The 17,627-nt window shown below is 64.5% G+C and carries 11 protein-coding genes; 5 read left to right on the top strand and 6 right to left on the bottom strand.

All coding sequences use genetic code 11. From position 1 onward, the window contains the following. Positions 1 to 22: 22 nt before the first annotated feature. Together SAC06_RS08575 and SAC06_RS08570 are read left to right on the top strand one after the other, a co-directional pair. Positions 23 to 3,502 (top strand): DNA-directed RNA polymerase subunit beta, encoded by a 3,480-nt coding sequence (locus SAC06_RS08575; protein ID WP_350257883.1) that lies wholly within the window; start codon positions 23 to 25, stop codon positions 3,500 to 3,502. 35 nt (positions 3,503 to 3,537) lie between these two features. After that, entirely contained in the window at positions 3,538 to 7,452 is a 3,915-nt protein-coding gene (locus SAC06_RS08570; RefSeq protein WP_350257882.1) for a DNA-directed RNA polymerase subunit beta', read from the top strand. Between the two features lie 663 nt (positions 7,453 to 8,115). Here SAC06_RS08570 and pstB read toward each other — a convergent pair. From pstB to SAC06_RS08540, 6 genes are all read right to left on the bottom strand, one after another. Beyond that, positions 8,116 to 8,895, bottom strand: coding sequence for a phosphate ABC transporter ATP-binding protein PstB (gene pstB / locus SAC06_RS08565; RefSeq protein ID WP_350257881.1), 780 nt, complete (start codon positions 8,893 to 8,895; stop codon positions 8,116 to 8,118). Between the two features lie 15 nt (positions 8,896 to 8,910). Next, positions 8,911 to 10,020, bottom strand: a complete 1,110-nt coding sequence (gene pstA / locus SAC06_RS08560) for a phosphate ABC transporter permease PstA (protein WP_350257880.1) — start codon at positions 10,018 to 10,020, stop codon at positions 8,911 to 8,913. Continuing rightward, entirely contained in the window at positions 10,020 to 10,961 is a 942-nt protein-coding gene (pstC, locus tag SAC06_RS08555; RefSeq protein WP_350257879.1) for a phosphate ABC transporter permease subunit PstC, read from the bottom strand. The genes pstA and pstC overlap by 1 nt, the downstream gene beginning before the upstream one ends. A 4-nt stretch (positions 10,962 to 10,965) precedes the next feature. After that, positions 10,966 to 12,099 (bottom strand): phosphate ABC transporter substrate-binding protein PstS, encoded by a 1,134-nt coding sequence (gene pstS / locus SAC06_RS08550; RefSeq protein WP_350257878.1) that lies wholly within the window; start codon positions 12,097 to 12,099, stop codon positions 10,966 to 10,968. Positions 12,100 to 12,284: 185 nt separating this feature from the next. Beyond that, positions 12,285 to 12,971: a response regulator transcription factor gene (locus SAC06_RS08545; protein WP_350257877.1), complete on the bottom strand. Its 687-nt coding sequence runs from the start codon at positions 12,969 to 12,971 to the stop codon at positions 12,285 to 12,287. Then, on the bottom strand, positions 12,946 to 14,091 hold the full coding sequence (locus SAC06_RS08540; RefSeq protein WP_350257876.1) for a sensor histidine kinase: 1,146 nt from the start codon (positions 14,089 to 14,091) through the stop codon (positions 12,946 to 12,948). The genes SAC06_RS08545 and SAC06_RS08540 overlap by 26 nt, the downstream gene beginning before the upstream one ends. A 383-nt stretch (positions 14,092 to 14,474) precedes the next feature. On the opposite strand from SAC06_RS08540, the gene rpsL reads away from it, so the two are divergent. The 3 genes from rpsL to fusA all read left to right on the top strand — a co-directional run bounded on the left by rpsL (position 14,475) and on the right by fusA (position 17,507). Beyond that, on the top strand, positions 14,475 to 14,849 hold the full coding sequence (rpsL, locus tag SAC06_RS08535) for a 30S ribosomal protein S12 (RefSeq protein WP_350257875.1): 375 nt from the start codon (positions 14,475 to 14,477) through the stop codon (positions 14,847 to 14,849). Continuing rightward, positions 14,849 to 15,319, top strand: coding sequence for a 30S ribosomal protein S7 (gene rpsG / locus SAC06_RS08530; RefSeq protein ID WP_350257874.1), 471 nt, complete (start codon positions 14,849 to 14,851; stop codon positions 15,317 to 15,319). The genes rpsL and rpsG overlap by 1 nt, the downstream gene beginning before the upstream one ends. A gap of 70 nt (positions 15,320 to 15,389) precedes the next feature. Further along, positions 15,390 to 17,507 (top strand): elongation factor G, encoded by a 2,118-nt coding sequence (gene fusA / locus SAC06_RS08525; protein WP_350257873.1) that lies wholly within the window; start codon positions 15,390 to 15,392, stop codon positions 17,505 to 17,507. Positions 17,508 to 17,627: the final 120 nt, after the last annotated feature.

Here is a 17,627-nt window from a genome sequence, read left to right as displayed (position 1 = left end):
ACCTTGCTGGGAAGGACCCCCTTTGGCTGCCAGTTCATCTGCCGCATTTGAGCCCAAGACCCGTATTTCCTTCGCTAAGCTCCACGAGCCGCTGCAACCGCCGAACCTGCTCGACGTGCAGATTCAGAGTTTCGACTGGTTGCTTGGCAATGACGCGTGGAAAGCGCGTGTGGAAGCCGCAAAAGCGAATGGGCAATTCGACATCCCGGACGTTTCCGGACTAGAGGAAGTTTTCGCTGAGCTTTCTCCGATTCAAGACATGGGCAAGACCATGTCACTGTCTTTCCAGGCCCCGACCCTTGAGAGCCCGAAGTGCTCCATCGATGAGGCCAAAGAGAAGGACATGACCTACGCCGCACCGATGTACGTGCGCGCCGAGTTCTTCAACCACAAGACCGGCGAAATTAAAGGTCAGTACGTTTTCATGGGGGACTTCCCCCTGATGACCCCGCAGGGCACCTTCATCATTAACGGGACCGAGCGCGTGGTCGTCTCCCAGTTGGTTCGCTCCCCGGGTGTCTACTTCGAGCGTGCGCTGGACAAGACCTCCGACCGCGAGGTGTTCTCCGCCCGGTTCATTCCCGCTCGCGGTGCCTGGCTTGAGTTTGAGATCGACAAGCGCGACGCCGTTTCGGTCCGGATCGACCGACGCCGGAAGCTGTCCATCACCCACTTCCTGAAGGCCCTGGGCCTGACCGAAAGTGAAATTCGGACCGAGTTCGCGGACTACCCGCTGCTGCTGGAGACCCTGGAAAAGGACTCCGCGCACACGCAGGATGAGGCCCTGACCGACATCTACCGGCGCGTGCGTCCGGGTGAGCCGGCCAACGCTGAAGCTGGCGAAACCCTGCTGAACAACTTCTACTTTGAGAACAGCCGGTACGACCTGGCCAAGGTGGGACGCTACAAGATCAACAAGAAGCTTGGGCTGAACACCGATCCCAAGGCCACCACCCTGCGGATTGACGACGTGGTGGCGGCGATCAAGTACATGCTGGCCCTGCAGCAGGGTGAGAAGACCCTGCCGGGTATGCGTGGTGACGAGCCGATCGAGGTTCGGGTCGAATCTGACGACATCGACCACTTCGGCAACCGGCGCGTCCGGGCCGTGGGCGAACTGATCCAGGGCCAGGTCCGCACGGGTCTGTCCCGGATGGAGCGGACCGTGCGTGAGCGCATGTCCACCCAGGAGCCCGAGTCGATCACCCCGAACTCGCTGATCAACAACCGCCCCGTGGTGGCCGCGATCAAGGAGTTCTTCGGTACTTCGCAGCTGTCCCAGTTCATGGACCAGAACAACCCGCTGGCGGGCCTGACCCACAAGCGGCGTCTGAGCGCGCTGGGCCCGGGCGGTCTGTCCCGTGACCGCGCCTCGATGGACGTTCGTGACGTCCACCAGTCGCACTACGGCCGGATGTGCCCGATTGAGACCCCTGAAGGCCCGAACATCGGCCTGATCGGCTCGCTGGCCACCTTCGCCCGGATCAACCCGTTCGGCTTCATCGAGACCCCGTTCCGCGTGGTCAAGGACGGCCGGGTCACCGACGAGATCGTTTACCTGACCGCTGATGACGAGTTCGGGCAGAACATCGCCCAGGCTTCCTCGCCCATCGACGAGAACGGACACTTCACCGAAGAGTTCGTCCTCTGCCGCATCTCCGGGGAAGACCCGAACCTGATGCCGGCCAGCGAAGTGACCTACATGGACGTTTCGGCTCGCCAGATGGTGTCGGTCGGTACCTCCCTGATTCCGTTCTTGGAGCACGACGATGCTAACCGAGCCCTGATGGGGGCCAACATGCAGCGTCAGGCTGTGCCGCTGCTGACCACCGAGGCCCCGCTGGTGGGCACCGGGATGGAACGGCGCACCGCCCTGGATGCCGGCGACATGATTCTGGCCCGCACCCCCGGTGTGGTCACCGACGTGTCCGCCGACAAGGTGGAGGTTTCCACCGATGCGGGCGGCCGCGACGTCTACAAGCTGAAGAAGTTTGAGCGCTCCAACCCGGGTAACTGCACCAACCAGCGCGTCCTGGTCAACGAGGGCGACGTGGTTGCGGTTGGCGACGTGATCGCCGACGGCCCCGCCACCGATCACGGTGAGCTGGCCCTGGGCAAGAACCTGCTGGTGGCCTACATGTCCTGGGAGGGTCTGAACTACGAGGACGCGATCATTCTGTCGCGCCGGATCGTGGAAGACGACGTCCTGACCTCGATTCACATTGAGGAATACGAGGTGGACGCGCGCGAAACCAAGCTCGGCGTCGAAGAGATTACCCGGGACATCCCGAACATCTCCGAAGAGGCTCTGGCTGAGCTCGACGAGCGCGGCATCATCCGGATCGGGGCGGAAGTCCAGGCCGGCGACCTGCTGGTCGGCAAGGTCACCCCGAAGGGTGAAACCGAGCTGACCTCCGAAGAGCGCCTGCTGCGCGCCATCTTCGGTGAGAAGGCCCGCGAGGTGCGCGACACCTCGCTCCGGGTCCCTCACGGTGAAGAAGGCATCGTCATCGGGGTGCAGGAGTTCAACGAGGACGACGACGATCTGGGTCCCGGCGTCCGCCAGAGCGTGCGCGTCTACGTGGCGCAGCGCCGCAAGATCACCATTGGTGACAAGCTGGCGGGTCGGCACGGAAACAAGGGTGTCGTCTCGAAGATCCTGCCGGTCGAGGACATGCCGTTCCTGGAAGATGGCACTCCGGTTGACATCATCTTGAACCCGATGGGTGTTCCGGGCCGGATGAACGTGGGCCAGGTGCTCGAGTTCCACACCGGGTGGATTGCCCACCAGGGTTGGGACGCGCGCGAAGCCAAGGCCCGCGGGGAAGAGTGGACGAAGCATCTGAGCGAAGAGGCCCTGGTGGCCGACCCGAACTCGACCATCGCCACCCCGGTGTTCGACGGTCTGGAAGCTCAGGAACTGCTCGGGCTGCTGTCGGTGGCCCGCCCGAACCGCGACGGCGACCGCCTGATCGACGAGTTCGGCAAGGCGCGCCTGTTCGATGGCCGTTCCGGGGAGCCGTTCCCCTACCCGATCGCGGTGGGCTACAAGTACATGCTGAAGCTCCACCACCTCGTCGACGACAAGATTCACGCCCGCTCGACCGGCCCCTACTCGATGATCACTCAGCAGCCGCTGGGCGGGAAGGCCCAGTTCGGTGGCCAGCGCTTCGGTGAGATGGAAGTGTGGGCGCTGGAAGCTTACGGCGCCGCCTACGCGCTGCAGGAACTGCTGACCATCAAGTCGGACGACACGATTGGGCGCGTGAAGGTTTACGAGGCGATTGTCAAGGGCGAGGACATTCCCGAACCCGGCATCCCCGAGTCCTTCCGCGTGCTCATTCAGGAAATGCGCTCTCTGTGTCTGGCGGTTGACGCTCTTGACGCCGAGGGTAACGTGATTGACCTTCAAGAGACCGAAGAGGACATGCGCGCCGGGGAGGAACTGGGGATTACCCTGGATGCTCGCCCGCACGCGGCCGCTTCGATTGACGCAATCTAACCCCCCTTCTGCGACAGGAAACAAGGAGCGAAAACTTGCTCGACGCAAAGACTTTCGATGGTTTGAAGATTTCTCTGGCGACCGCAGAGGACATTTCCGAGTGGTCCTTCGGCGAAGTGAAGAAGCCGGAGACCATTAACTACCGCACGCTCAAGCCCGAGCGGGACGGCCTGTTCTGCGAGCGCATCTTTGGCCCGACCCGGGACTGGGAATGCGCCTGCGGCAAATACAAGCGGGTCCGCTACAAGGGCATCGTTTGTGAACGGTGTGGGGTGGAGGTGACCCGGTCCAAGGTTCGCCGTGAACGGATGGGTCACATCGACCTGGCCGCGCCGGTCACCCACATCTGGTACTTCAAGGGAGTTCCCTCCCGCCTGGGCTACCTGCTGAACCTGGCTCCCAAGGACCTGGAAAAGGTCATCTACTTCGCCGCCTACATGATCACCGAGGTGGACGAGGCGGGCCGCCGTGAAGATGAGAACATGCTTCGCGACGAGCTGGAAGTTGAAAAGAAGCGGATGGAGACCGGCCGCGATGCCGCCATCAACCGCCGCTACGAGGAGCTGGAGTCCCGCCTCGCCGAACTGGAGGCCGACGGCGCCAAGCCCGAAGCTCTGGAGCTGGAGCGCAAGACCACCGACCGTGAGGTCGGCAAGCTGCGCAAGAAGTGGGACAACGAGATCGAGAACCTGGATCGGGTGTGGGAACGTTTCCGCGACCTGAAGGTTGGGGATCTGGAAGGTGACGAGGGCCTGTACCGGGCCATGAAGACCCGCTACGGCACCTACTTCGAGGGCTCGATGGGAGCTCAGGCCATTCAGAAGCGCCTGCGCGACTTCGATCTGGCGGCCGAGGTGGAGATCCTTCGCGACATCATCGCCAACGGGACCGGCCAGCGTCGGACCCGGGCGCTGAAGCGCCTGAAGGTGGTCAACGCTTTCCTGGCGACCGGCAACAAGCCCGAGTCCATGGTGCTGACCAAGATTCCGGTCATTCCGCCGGACATTCGGCCCATGGTCCAGCTGGACGGTGGACGCTTTGCCACCTCGGACCTCAACGACCTGTACCGTCGCGTGATCAACCGGAACAACCGGCTCAAGCGACTGCTGGATCTGGGTGCGCCCGAGATCATCATCAACAACGAGAAGCGGATGCTGCAGGAGTCGGTTGACGCCCTGTTCGACAACGGCCGCCGTGGCCGCCCGGTTTCCGGCGCGGGCAACCGTCCCCTGAAGTCGATCTCCGACATGCTCAAGGGCAAGCAGGGCCGGTTCCGCCAGAACCTGCTCGGCAAGCGCGTGGACTACTCGGGCCGTTCCGTCATCGTCGTTGGTCCCCAGCTGAAGCTGCACCAGTGCGGTCTGCCCAAGCAGATGGCGCTGGAGCTGTTCAAGCCCTTCGTCATGAAGCGGCTGGTGGACAAGAACTATGCCCAGAACGTGAAGGCAGCCAAGCGCAAGGTTGAGCGCCAGCACTCCGAGGTGTGGGATGTCCTGGACGAGGTCATTCGCGAGCACCCGGTGCTGCTGAACCGCGCGCCGACCCTGCACCGCCTCGGAATCCAGGCCTTCGAGCCGCAGCTGATTGAGGGTAAAGCCATCCAGCTGCACCCGCTGGCTTGCGGTGCGTTCAACGCGGACTTCGACGGCGACCAGATGGCCGTGCACCTGCCCCTGGGGGCGGAAGCGCAGGCCGAGGCGCGGATCCTGATGCTGTCGACCAACAACATCTTGAAGCCCTCTGACGGTCGCCCGGTGGCCATGCCTTCGCAGGACATGATCTACGGCCTGTTCTACCTGACCCAGGACCCGGACGATCAGTTCGCCGACGACCTGGATGAGGACGGCAACGTTCGCGTCCCCGAGTACACCTCGGTGGCCGAAGCCACCATGGCGTTCGACGCGGGCCGGATCACCCTGAACCGTCAGATCAAGCTGCGTTTCACCGACCTGGTTCCCCCCAGCGACTGGGAGGCTCCGGAAGGTTGGTCGGAAGGCGAGCCGATCGAACTGGTGACCACGCTCGGTCGCGCCCTGTTCAACGAGGCGCTGCCGGTCGACTACCCGTACGTGAACCGCGCTGTGAAGAAGGGGCTGCTGTCCCAGATCGTCAACGAGCTGGCCACCCGGTACCCGAACGTGCTGGTGGCCGAGTCGCTCGACGCGCTCAAGTCCTCCGGTTTCTACTGGGCGACCTGGTCGGGCGGCACCATCTCCTTCGCCGACATCCAGCAGGCTCCCCACAAGGAAGCCATCCTGGCTGAGTACGAGGAGAAGGCGGCTGAGATTCAGCGTCAGTTCGACATGGGTCTGATCGGCGACGACGACCGCTACCGCGAACTGGTCGACATTTGGACCGAGTGCACCGCCAAGGTGGCCGAGGACATGCGCGACAACTTCTCGGCGCAGAACCCGGTCTACCGGATGGTTGACTCCGGTGCTCGTGGTAACTGGTCGCAGATTCAGCAGCTGGCCGGGATGCGCGGACTGGTGTCCGACCCGAAGCAGAAGCTGATCGAGCGTCCGATCAAGGCGAACTACCGCGAAGGCCTGACCGTCGCCGAGTACTTCATCGCCACCCACGGCGCCCGGAAGGGAACCGCCGACACGGCGCTTCGTACCGCCGAGTCCGGCTACCTGACCCGTCGTCTGGTCGACGTCTCCCAGGACGTGATTGTCCGCGAGGAGAACTGTGGCACCCGACGCGGCGTCGAAATCGTCATCGGCTACCCCACCTCGGACGGGGCGTTGGCTCCTTCCGAGATCCTCGAAACCACGGCCTACGCCCGGGTGCTGGCTCGCGATGCGGTCGCTCCCGACGGCACCGTCGTGGCCGAGGCCGGCTCCGAGGTCGACGCGGCTGTGCTCGACGAGATGCTGGCCGCGGGGATCGAGAAGATCCGGGTCCGCTCGGTTCTGACCTGTGACTCACTGGTGGGCACCTGCGCCGCCTGCTACGGCCGGTCGCTGGCTTCGGGCAAGCGGGTCGACATCGGCGAAGCGGTGGGCATCATCGCCGCCCAGTCGATTGGCGAGCCCGGCACCCAGCTGACGATGCGTACCTTCCACACCGGTGGCGCTGCCTCCGGTGGGTCCGACATCACCCAGGGTCTGCCGCGCGTGCAGGAACTCTTCGAGGCTCGTACCCCCAAGGGTGAAGCCAAGATGAATGAGGCCGCCGGCGTCGTCAAGATCGACGACGACGACCCGTCGATCCGCAAGATCATCATCAAGCGGGACGACGACAAGGAAGACCTGGTCATCGAGGTCTCCCGGCGTCAGGACCTGCTGGTCCGCGACGGGCAGCACATTGAGACCGGCACCCAGCTGACCGAAGGTCGACTGGACCCGAAGGAAGTCCTGCGGCTGCGCGGCGGCTCTGCTGCACAGACCCAGCTGGTTTCCGAAGTTCAGGAGATCTACCGGTCCCAGGGTGTGGATATCCACGCCAAGCACATCGAGGTCATCGTCCGTCAGATGATGCGCCGCGTGACCGTGCTGGAACCGGGTGACACCAACTTCATGCCGGGCGAACTGGTTGACTCCGTTGCCTTCCGCGAGGAGAACCGCCGGATTGCTGCTGAAGGTGGCACCTCGGCCAAGGGCCGCCAGATGCTGATGGGGATCACCAAGGCGTCGCTGGCCACCGACTCGTGGCTGTCGGCCGCCTCCTTCCAGGAGACGACCAAGGTGCTGACCGAGGCCGCGATGAACTCCAAGATCGACCCGCTGGTCGGCCTGAAGGAGAACGTCATCCTCGGTAAGCTGATTCCGGCTGGCACCGGCTTGGCTCGGTACAACAACGTCACCGTGGAGCCGACCGCGGAAGCGATGGCCGCCTCGAACTACAACCCGATTGACTTCCCCGCTCCCGATGACACGGAGGGCCTGGAAGACTTCGAGCAGTTCCTGGCGAACATGGACCTGGGTCCGGGCTTCCTCAGCAACTAGGAACGTGACTAAAGGGCTGGTTCTCTTCCGTGCAGGAAGGGGCCAGCCCTTTGGCTATTTTGTGCCGACCTGCTTCCGACTTCTGGGCAGGGAGCGACTCCACCGAGTATTGTTGCCATTGTTAGGTTGCTTACGAAAGGGGGAGCAGATGAAGAAGTTCTTCAAGTTCGTGTTCCGCTTGGGTCTACTGGCCGGGGCAGTTGTCATCGCCCTGCAGTTTCAGCCCGTGCGGGATGCCGTCAAGAAGCTTGGGATCGACCTGTAAGTCGGTGCCTAAATGCCCCGGGGGATATTCCCTCGGGGCATTTTGCTGTCCGGATCGTTGTGGTGGCGGGGGCGAAGGGGCCCTACTGCTGGCAAACGTGTTCAAACGGTGGCAAAGGTGGGGCGGTCGGCCCGGTTTGGGCCTGGTGGGCTGGGTTTTGCCAGCGTTTGGGGATGTTTGCCAGTCGCTGCTGTTGGCAAACATAGCGAACCGCTGGCAAACGTTGGGGTTTTGAGCCGTCGCGGGCCGGTTGGGCCCAGGTTTGCCAGCGTTGTGCGGGGTTTGCCACCGTTCTGAGCCCGCGACCCGCCAGCCCCGCGACCAGCGACCCGCCAGCCCCGCGACCAGCGACCCGCCAGCCCGCCAGCCCCGGCTGTCCGCCGCCGGCCCGCCCGCAGTTACCCGAACCTGCCGGACACGTAGTCCGCAGTCGCCTCGACCAGCGGGTTCGAAAACATCAGATCGGTGTCCGAATATTCGACCAGCTTGCCGGGCTTGCCCGCTCCGGCAATGTTGAAGAAGGCCGTCTTGTCAGAAACGCGGGCCGCCTGCTGCATGTTGTGCGTAACGATGATGATCGTGTAGTGCTGCTTCAGCTCGGCAATCAGCTCTTCGATGGTGGCGGTCGAGATCGGATCCAGCGCCGAGCAGGGCTCGTCCATCAGGAGCACCTGCGGACCGGCTGCAATCGCGCGGGCAATGCACAGGCGCTGCTGCTGACCCCCGGACAGGCTGGAGCCGGACTTGCCCAGCCGATCCTTCACCTCGTCCCACAGGCCGGCCCCGCGCAGGGCCCCCTCGACCAACTGTTCCGCCTCGTCCTTAGGCAGCCGCCGATTGTTCAGCCGCGCTCCGGCCAGGACGTTCTCGCGGATCGACATGGTGGGGAAGGGGTTGGCGCGTTGGAAGACCATCCCGACCTGGCGCCGCACTCGGACCGGGTCGACCGCCGGATCGTACAGGTCTTCCCCGTCCAGCAGGATTTTCCCGTCGACCCGGGCCCCGGGGTTCACCTCGTGCATCCGGTTAATCGTCCGCAGCAGGGTGGATTTGCCGCAGCCGGACGGGCCGATGAACGCTGTCACCGTCCGCGGGGCCATGTGCATGTTGATGTCTTCCACGGCCAGGAAGTTGCCGTAGTAGGCGTTCAGGTTGTCAATGGTAATGCTTTTCGACATGTCAGATTCTTTCGACTACCGCTGCTTGGCCACTCGGCGGGCAACGAGGCGGGCGCACAGGTTCAGCGCCATCACCAGGACAATGAGAATGAGGGCGCCGGTCCAGGCTCGGTCCAGGAAGGCTTCGGCCGGGGTTCCCTGGTTGGCGAACTGGGTGTAGACGAACACCGGCAGTGACTGCATCCGCCCGGAGAACAGGTTGTAGTTCATCGAGGCGGTGAAGCCCGCCGTGATCAGCAGCGGAGCCGTCTCGCCGACGACGCGGGCAATGGAGAGCATGACCGCCGTGGCCAGGCCACCGGCGGCGGTCGGCAGCACCACCTTCAAGATGGTGCGCCACTTGGGCACCCCGAGCGCGAGGGAAGCTTCCCGCAGGTCGGCCGGCACCAGGCGCAGCACCGCCTCGGAGGAGCGGATCACCACCGGCACCATCAGTACGGCCAGCGCCACCGCGCCGACAATCCCCATCCGCGCCTGCGGACCCAGGATGAAGGCGAAGGCCGCGTAGGCAAAGAGCCCGGCCACGATGGAGGGAATCCCCGTCATCACGTCGACCAGGAAGGTGACGGAGCGGGCGAGGCGGCCACTGCCGTACTCGGTCAGGTAGACCGCGGTCAAAATGCCCAGGGGAACGGCGATGAGGGCGGCCGCTCCGGTGATCAGCAGGGTCCCAACCAGCGCGTGGAGGGCCCCTCCGCCCGCCCCGGTAATGTTTCGCATCGAGTGGGTGAAGAACTCGGCGTCCAGCCGTCCCAGTCCGCGGGAGATCACGGTCAGCACCAGGGATCCAAGGGGGACCAGCGCCAGCAGGAACGATCCCGTCACCAGGGTGGTGGCCAGGCGGTCGACGGAGGCTCGGCGCCCCTCAACTCGCCAAGACAGCACCATGGTCACCGTCATCCCGACCAGGGCCCCGAGGGCCGCGGGCAGCAGCAGAGCCGCCGGGTTGGGTTCGCGGGTTCCACCTAACCAGGCGGTGGCCACTGACAGGGCGATCGCGCCCCCAATGATGGCGGTCGACGCGGACCGTGGGAGCGGACGGGAGGGGCCCCGCAGTGGAGCCGTGACCTGCGGGGGGACCAGCGGGCGCGGCGTGGGGGAGAGGACGGTGGTTTCGATAGCCATTATTTGCCTCGCTCACTGCGGCTCAGGATCTTGCGCGCCGCCGCATTCACCAGGAAGGTGGTGGCGAACAGCACCAGGCCGGTGGCAATTAGTACGTTGATGTTGGTCCCGTAGGCCTCTGGGAACGACAGGGCGATGTTGGCCGCGATCGTCGAGGGATTCTGGGAGGTGAGCAGCTGCAGGGTCATGGTGCCGGTGGCAGACAGAACCATGGCCACCGCCATCGTTTCGCCCAGGGCCCGGCCCAGGCCCAGCATGGCGGCCGACACCATGCCCGGGCGGGAGGTGGGCAGGACGGCCAGGCGGATCATCTCCCACCGGGTGGCCCCCAGCGCCAGGGCTGCCTCTTCGACGCTGCGTGAGGACTGCAGGAACACTTCCCGGCTGAGGGCGGTGATAATCGGCAGGATCATGACGGCCAGCACGACGCCGGCGGTCAGGATGGTTCTGCCGGTGCCGCTGACAGTCCCGCTAAACAGGGGGATCCACCCCAGGTGCTCATTCAGCCAGACGTAGATCGGCTGCAGGGCCGGGGCCAGCACGGTGATTCCCCACAAGCCGAAGACGACGGAGGGAATGGCGGCCAGCAGGTCGACCAGGTAGCCCAGCCCAGCCCGGAGCCGAGGCGGAGCGTAGTGGGTCAGGTAGAGCGCCACCCCGATCGCGACCGGGACCGCCAGGACCAGAGCCCAGATGGCGGCCCACACGGTGCCGAACAGCAGCGGCAGCACGTAGGAAACGAAGTTGCCGTCCAGGAGGGAGGCCTGGGCCGGCCCGGCCACCAGGGCGGGGACGGACCGGACCACCAGGAAGGCGCCGACGGCCGCCAGGATGGCCACCACCGTGACGGCGGCGAGGCGACCGGCCCCGGCAAAGAGCCCTTCGCCCCGGGCGGAGGAGCCCGACTTGGACCCCTCCGCAATTGAAATCACCGGGTACATTGGTCTACTTGGCTCCGATGGCTGAGATCGCCGTTTGGAGTTTGGCGCGCAGGTCCTCGGAGATGGGGGCGCTGCCCGCCGCGGAGGCGGCCGCTTCCTGCCCCTGGGCGCTGACCACGTAGGTCAGGTAGTTGCTGACCAGGTCCGCGGTCTCAGCGGAGGGGTAGTCCTGGCACGCGATCAGGTAGGAGACCAGCACCAGCGGGTACACCCCGGCCTGGTCGGTGGTCCGGTCCAGGTCGATCGCCAGGTCGTGGTCGGTGCGTCCCGGCTCTAGCGGGGAGGCATCCAGCACGGCAGCGGCGGACTCGGGCGAGTACGACACGTACTCTTCCCCGACTTTCAGCGCCACCGTTCCCAGCTCGCCGGCGCGGGAAGCATCTGCGTAGCCGATCGTCCCGATCCCGCGGGAGACCGCCTCCACCACTCCGGAGGTGCCCTGGGCTCCCTCGCCGCCGAACTCGGTCGGCCAGGTTTCGATCGAGCCGACCGTCCAGTCACTCGGGGCGGCGGCCGACAGGTAGTCGGTGAAGTTGCCGGTGGTGCCCGAATCGTCCGAGCGGTGCACCGCCGTGATGTTTGTGCTGGGCAGTTTCACCCCGGGGTTGTGCTCGGCAATGGCCGGGTCGTCCCACTTGGTGATTTGGCCGGTGAAGATCTTGGCCACGGTGGCGGCGTCCAGGTTCAGCGAGTCGACGCCCTCAATATTGAATATGAGGGCGATCGGGGAAATGTAGACGGGGAGCTCGACAATGTCGGACTCGGGGGCACAGCTTTGGAACGGGCCGGCTTCGATCTCTTCGAGTTTGAAGGCGCGGTCGGAGCCGGCAAAGGCGGAGGCGCCCTGCTGGAAGGTTTCGCGTCCCGCTCCCGACCCGGCGGGGTCGTAGTTGACGGTCACGCCCGGGTGGGCGCTTTGGAAGGCGGCGATCCAGGCTTCTTCGGCGGCTCCCTGAGAGGAGGCACCGGCGCCAATTAGTTCGCCGGAAAGATTGGAGTCAGCGGCAGCATCTGCCCCGCTGGCGGAGGACTGTTCGGTGGGGGCAACGCCCACCTCGTTGGCAGCGCAGCCGCCCAAAGCGGCCAAGGCCAGCAGGGCCGCACCGGAAAGTGCACCCAATTTCACCTGATTTTTCACAGCTTGTCATCCTCTGACTAACGGATTGTCGGGTCGATCCCGACAGTGACCAAGCTAGGCAGCCTCGGTGACACCGCCGTGGCACTCAGGTAAACATTGGGTGAATAGTTGCTGACCGGTTGGAGGTGGATCCGAGGGGGAAATCCGGGTGGGCAGCTTCCGTTTCCCCGGTGTTTGCCCAGCCGCTAGCGGAACCGGTAGCCGACCCCGCGAACGGTGGTGATCAGCTCCGGGTGAGCCGGGTCCGCCTCGATCCGGGAGCGAAGGCGTTTGATGTGAACGTCCAGGGTCTTGGTATCGCCAAAATAGTCCGAGCCCCACACCCGGTCGATCAGTTGGCCGCGGGTGAGGACCCGACCGGAGTTTCGCATCAGGAACTCCAACAGTTCAAACTCGCGCAGGGGAATGGCGACGTCCTCGCCGCGAACGGTGAGTGAGTGGCGCTCCGTGTCCAGGATGATTCCCGCCTCGTCTAGCACTTCGTCCGCGGAGACCGGGTCTTCCGCCTCCCCGCGTCGGCGCATCACCGCTCGGATCCGGGCAATCAGCTCGCGCGCGCCGTACGGCTTCGTAATGTAGTCGTCGGCCCCCAGCTCCAGCCCAACCACCACGTCAATTTCGGAGTCCTTCGCGGTCAGCATGATGATCGGGACGCTGGACTGGGCGCGGATCGCGCGGCAAACCTCGGTGCCGGGCTGGCCGGGCAGCATCAGGTCCAGCAACACCAGGTCGAACTCGCCGTCGGAAAAACGGGCCACCGCCTCGTTCCCGTCTGCCACCGTTTCCACCCGGTACCCTTCGCGTTCCAGCAGGAACACCAGGGGGGCGGAAATCGACTCTTCGTCTTCAACTAGCAGGATTCGCTGGTTCATCTGGATCTCTCTTCTGAGAATCGGCGGGTAGCTGGCTGGGCCGCAGGAGCGGGAATGTCAGGGTGAACTGTGAGCCTTCGCCCGGACGGGACCACAGGTCAATTGCGCCGCCGTGCCCGCGCATGATGTGGTGGGCGATGGACAGGCCCAACCCGGTGCCGCCGCCCTCGCGGGAACGGGACCGGTCCACCCGGTAGAAGCGCTCAAAAATCCGGTGCTGGTGCTCGAGGGCAATCCCCTCGCCCTGGTCCGCCACCGTCACCATCAGCGTGTCCTTCTCAAACGTCATTGTCACCCGCACGCGCGAGCCCGGCGGCGAATAGCGAATGGCATTGGACAGCAGGTTGTCGACCGCGGTGGACAGGGCCGACGGCACCCCGGCGGTGATTGCGGGGCGCGAGGCCGGCTCGGGCAGTACCAGCTCCACGCTGACATCCTGGCCGGTGGCCAGGTCGCGGTGGGCTTCCACCTCCTGCACCACCAGTTCGCGCAGGTCGACGGGCTGGCGATCCTCGGGCCGCAGGTCGGACTGAGCCTCGGACAGCTGGATGATGTCGCGGGTCAGGTTACCGAGGCGGCGAGCCTGCTTCAGGAGCTGCTTAGAGAACTCGCGGACCACCTCCGGGTCGTCCGCCCCCTCGACCACCGCCTCGGCCAGCAGGCTGATGGCGGAGATCGGAGTTTTCAGCTCGTGACTGACGTTTGCGATGAAGTCGCGGCGCATGGCCTGGACCCGCTGCTCCTCACCCAGGTCCTCGACCAGGACCACCAGGTGCCGGTCGGGGAGGGGGATGAACTGAATCCGAACCGGGGTTTCGTCCTCGTTCACGTGGGAGGTGGCGGTGCCCGTGTTCAGCACCTGCTTGGCCTGGGCCAGGAAGCGGCTATCTGACAGCTCGATCCCGGAGACGTGGGTGCTTTGGCGGGCGGCAGGGTTGGCGTACAGCAGCTGCAGGTCCGGGCCAAGGATGACGGCGAAACTGTCCAGCTCATGCAGGATGGCCTTGGCCACCGGGTAGGAAGAGGTCACCTCGACCGGGGAGGAGGGGGCGCTCGGCTCGGGGGTTCCGGCCGGGGCGGGGGCCAAATGGCGGTCCCGCGGGTCTCGCTCAGCGCTCATGGTGCCGATTGTAGGTCTAGGCGCGGCGGGCGCCAACCGCTGTTGGGCAAGTTAACCCGCCGTTAACCTCGACCGGGTGAAGTGGGAGGCGGCGCTGGCGGCCCCGGTGGCAGCCCAGTGCGTCCCATCCCACAGGGGCCCTCGTTGACGAGGGCAATCCCGAGCGATTACGCTGATTGACGGTACTCGATACGTCGGGTTCCCAGTCTGCGCCCAAACGGGTGCGGCAGCGGGCTCCATCTCCGTGAGCTCCGGGCGTTATCCTCCTGGCCTGTCAAGGTTTCAGTCATGGCGCACCGGCCCTAGCGGTGTTTTCTGCCCGCAAACTGGAGCCGGTCGTTGAGAGCAGCATTACCACCCAGTATCGAAGAGACGGAGAAATAGTGCCAACTATTCAGCAGCTGGTCCGCAAGGGCCGCAAGCGCAAGCGCACTAAGTCAGACAGTCCGGCCCTGCAGGGTTCGCCCCAGCGCCGCGGCGTTTGCACGCGTGTGTACACCACCACCCCGAAGAAGCCGAACTCGGCGCTGCGTAAGGTTGCCCGTGTGCGCCTGTCCAACGGCATCGAAGTGACCGCCTACATTCCCGGTGAAGGGCACAACCTGCAGGAGCACTCGATGGTGCTGGTGCGGGGCGGGCGGGTCAAGGACCTCCCCGGTGTTCGCTACCGGATCGTGCGTGGCGCGCTGGACACCCAGGGTGTGCGCGACCGCAAGCAGGCACGTTCACACTACGGCGCTAAGAAGGAGAAGAACTAATGCCTCGCAAAGGTCCCGCCCCTAAGCGTCCCCTGGCCGATGATCCGCTGTACGGCTCCAAGGTCGTCTCTCAGCTGGTGAACCGCATCCTGCTGGACGGCAAGAAGTCCACCGCCGAACGGATTGTTTACGGTGCGATGGAAATCGTCGCTGAGAAGACGGAACAGGATCCCCTGACCGTGCTCAAGCGCGCCCTGGAAAACATTCGTCCCTCCCTGGAAGTGCGTTCCCGCCGCGTCGGTGGCGCCACCTACCAGGTCCCGGTTGAGGTTCGCCCCTCCCGCGCCACCACCCTGGCGCTGCGTTGGCTGGTGGACTTCTCCCGCAAGCGTCGCGAGAAGTCGATGACTGAGCGTCTCGCCAACGAAATCATGGACGCCGCCAACGGCCTGGGTGCCGCGGTCAAGCGTCGTGAAGACATGCACAAGATGGCTGAGTCGAACCGCGCGTTCGCTCACTACCGCTGGTAGGGGTCCGTCGGCTTCGGCCGATAAGCTTCACTACTGGTCCCAGCTCCGACGACAGTAAGGACAACAACTAGTGGCACAGGAAGTGCTCACGGACCTCAACAAGGTCCGCAACATCGGCATCATGGCCCACATTGATGCTGGCAAGACCACCGTGACCGAACGAATCCTGTTCTACACGGGCATCAACTACAAGCTGGGTGAAACCCACGACGGCGCCTCCACCACCGACTGGATGGAGCAGGAGAAGGAACGCGGCATCACCATTACCTCCGCCGCGGTTACCACCTTCTGGAAGGGCTACCAGATCAACGTCATCGACACCCCCGGGCACGTCGACTTCACCGTTGAGGTGGAGCGCTCCCTGCGGGTGCTTGACGGTGCGGTTGCGGTCTTCGACGGTAAAGAGGGCGTTGAGCCCCAGTCTGAGACCGTGTGGCGTCAGGCCGATAAGTACGATGTCCCCCGGATCTGCTTCATCAACAAGATGGACAAGCTGGGCGCCGACTTCTACTTCTCAGTCCAGACCATCATTGACCGGCTCGGGGCGAACCCGATCGTCATGGAGCTGCCCATCGGGGCGGAATCTGACTTCGAGGGCGTCATCGACCTGATCGGGATGCGTTCGCTGTACTTCCCCGCGAAGGACGAGAACGGCCAGCCGACCATGGGCTCGCTCGTGGTCGAGGGCGAAATCCCCGCGGACATGGTCGAGAAGGCCGAAGAGTACCGCGAGAAGCTGATGGAAGCGGCCGCGGAGGGCTCTGACGAGCTGACCGAGCTGTACCTGGAAAACGGCGAGCTGACCAACGAGCAGATCAAACAGGGCATCCGCGCCCTGACCATCTCCGGCACGGCGTTCCCGGTTTACTGCGGGACCGCGCTGAAGAACACCGGCGTGCAGCCGGTGCTCGACGCCGTGATCGACTTCCTGCCGTCCCCGCTGGACATCGGCAACGTGCACGGCTTCGTGCCGGGCAAGGAAGACCAGGAGCTGACCCGTGAGCCGTCCGAGGACGCTCCGTTCTCCGCGCTGGCCTTCAAGATCGCTGCGCACCCGTTCTACGGCAAGCTCACCTTCATCCGGGTTTACTCGGGCAAGATTGAGTCCGGCCAGCAGGTGCTGAACTCGATCAAGGGCAAGAAAGAGCGCATCGGCAAGATCTTCCAGATGCACTCCAACAAGGAGAACCCGGTCGAGATGGCTCACGCGGGCCACATCTACGCGGTGATCGGCCTGAAGGACACCACTACCGGTGACACTCTCTGCTCGATCAACGAGCCGATTGTCCTGGAGTCGATGACCTTCCCCAAGCCCGTGATTCACGTGGCGGTGGAGCCCAAGTCCAAGGCCGACCAGGAGAAGATGGGTCTGGCCATCCAGAAGCTGGCGGAAGAAGACCCGACCTTCACCGTGGAGCTGGATCAGGAGACCGGCCAGACCGTCATTGGCGGGATGGGCGAGCTCCACCTCGACATCATCGTGGACCGCATGCGCCGCGAGTTCAAGGTCGATGCGAACGTTGGTAAGCCCATGGTGGCCTACCGCGAGACCATCACCCGGCCCGTGGAAAAGTACGAGTACACCCACAAGAAGCAGACCGGTGGTTCCGGCCAGTTCGCGCGCGTCATCATCGCGCTCGAGCCGATGGAAGCCAACGCCGAAGAAGATTTCATCTTCGAGGACAAGGTCACCGGCGGGCGCGTCCCCCGCGAATACATCCCCTCGGTTGGGCACGGTATTCGCGCCGCCATGGATACCGGCGTGCTCGCCGGCTACCCGGTGGTGGGCGTCAAGGCCACCCTGCTCGACGGGGCGTACCACGATGTTGACTCTTCGGAAATGGCCTTCAAGATCGCCGGCACCATGGCGATGCGCGAGGCTTCGAAGAAGGCCGGCGCAGTCCTGCTGGAGCCGGTAATGGAAGTCGAAGTACGGACCCCGGAAGAGTACATGGGTGACGTGATCGGCGACCTCAACTCCCGCCGCGGAGCCATCCAGTCCATGGATGAGCAGCACGGGGTGCGCGTGGTGCGCGCTCTGGTCCCGCTGTCGGAAATGTTCGGATACGTTGGCGACCTGCGTTCCAAGACGCAGGGCCGTGCAGTGTACTCGATGCAGTTCAACAGTTACGCCGAGGTTCCCAAGGCTGTTGCCGAGGAGATCATCGGAAAGTCTCGGGGAGAGTAGTCCCCAGGGGGCGATACGCCTCACAATAAGTAATAAACCCTGTAGGAACTCTGCCCCACCGGTGTTAGCATTGCACCGAGCCTAAGGCTGAGAAAAACTACCCGAGTCCAGGAGGACAAC

Origin of the sequence: Scrofimicrobium sp. R131 (assembly GCF_040256745.1) — a bacterium.
Taxonomy (GTDB): domain Bacteria; phylum Actinomycetota; class Actinomycetes; order Actinomycetales; family Actinomycetaceae; genus Scrofimicrobium; species Scrofimicrobium appendicitidis.
The sequence above is the reverse complement of the archived record's forward strand: the minus strand, read 5'-3'. Positions and strand labels throughout refer to the sequence as shown.

What these genes read in the sequence shown, in the direction of transcription:
- pstA (WP_350257880.1), bottom strand. Translation starts at nt 10,020, where the DNA reads ATGGCTATCGAAACCACCGTCCTCTCCCCCACGCCGCGCCCGCTGGTC.
- SAC06_RS08540 (WP_350257876.1), bottom strand. Translation starts at nt 14,091, where the DNA reads ATGAGCGCTGAGCGAGACCCGCGGGACCGCCATTTGGCCCCCGCCCCG.
- rpsG (WP_350257874.1), top strand. Translation starts at nt 14,849, where the DNA reads ATGCCTCGCAAAGGTCCCGCCCCTAAGCGTCCCCTGGCCGATGATCCG.
- pstC (WP_350257879.1), bottom strand. Translation starts at nt 10,961, where the DNA reads ATGTACCCGGTGATTTCAATTGCGGAGGGGTCCAAGTCGGGCTCCTCC.
- SAC06_RS08545 (WP_350257877.1), bottom strand. Translation starts at nt 12,971, where the DNA reads ATGAACCAGCGAATCCTGCTAGTTGAAGACGAAGAGTCGATTTCCGCC.
- pstB (WP_350257881.1), bottom strand. Translation starts at nt 8,895, where the DNA reads ATGTCGAAAAGCATTACCATTGACAACCTGAACGCCTACTACGGCAAC.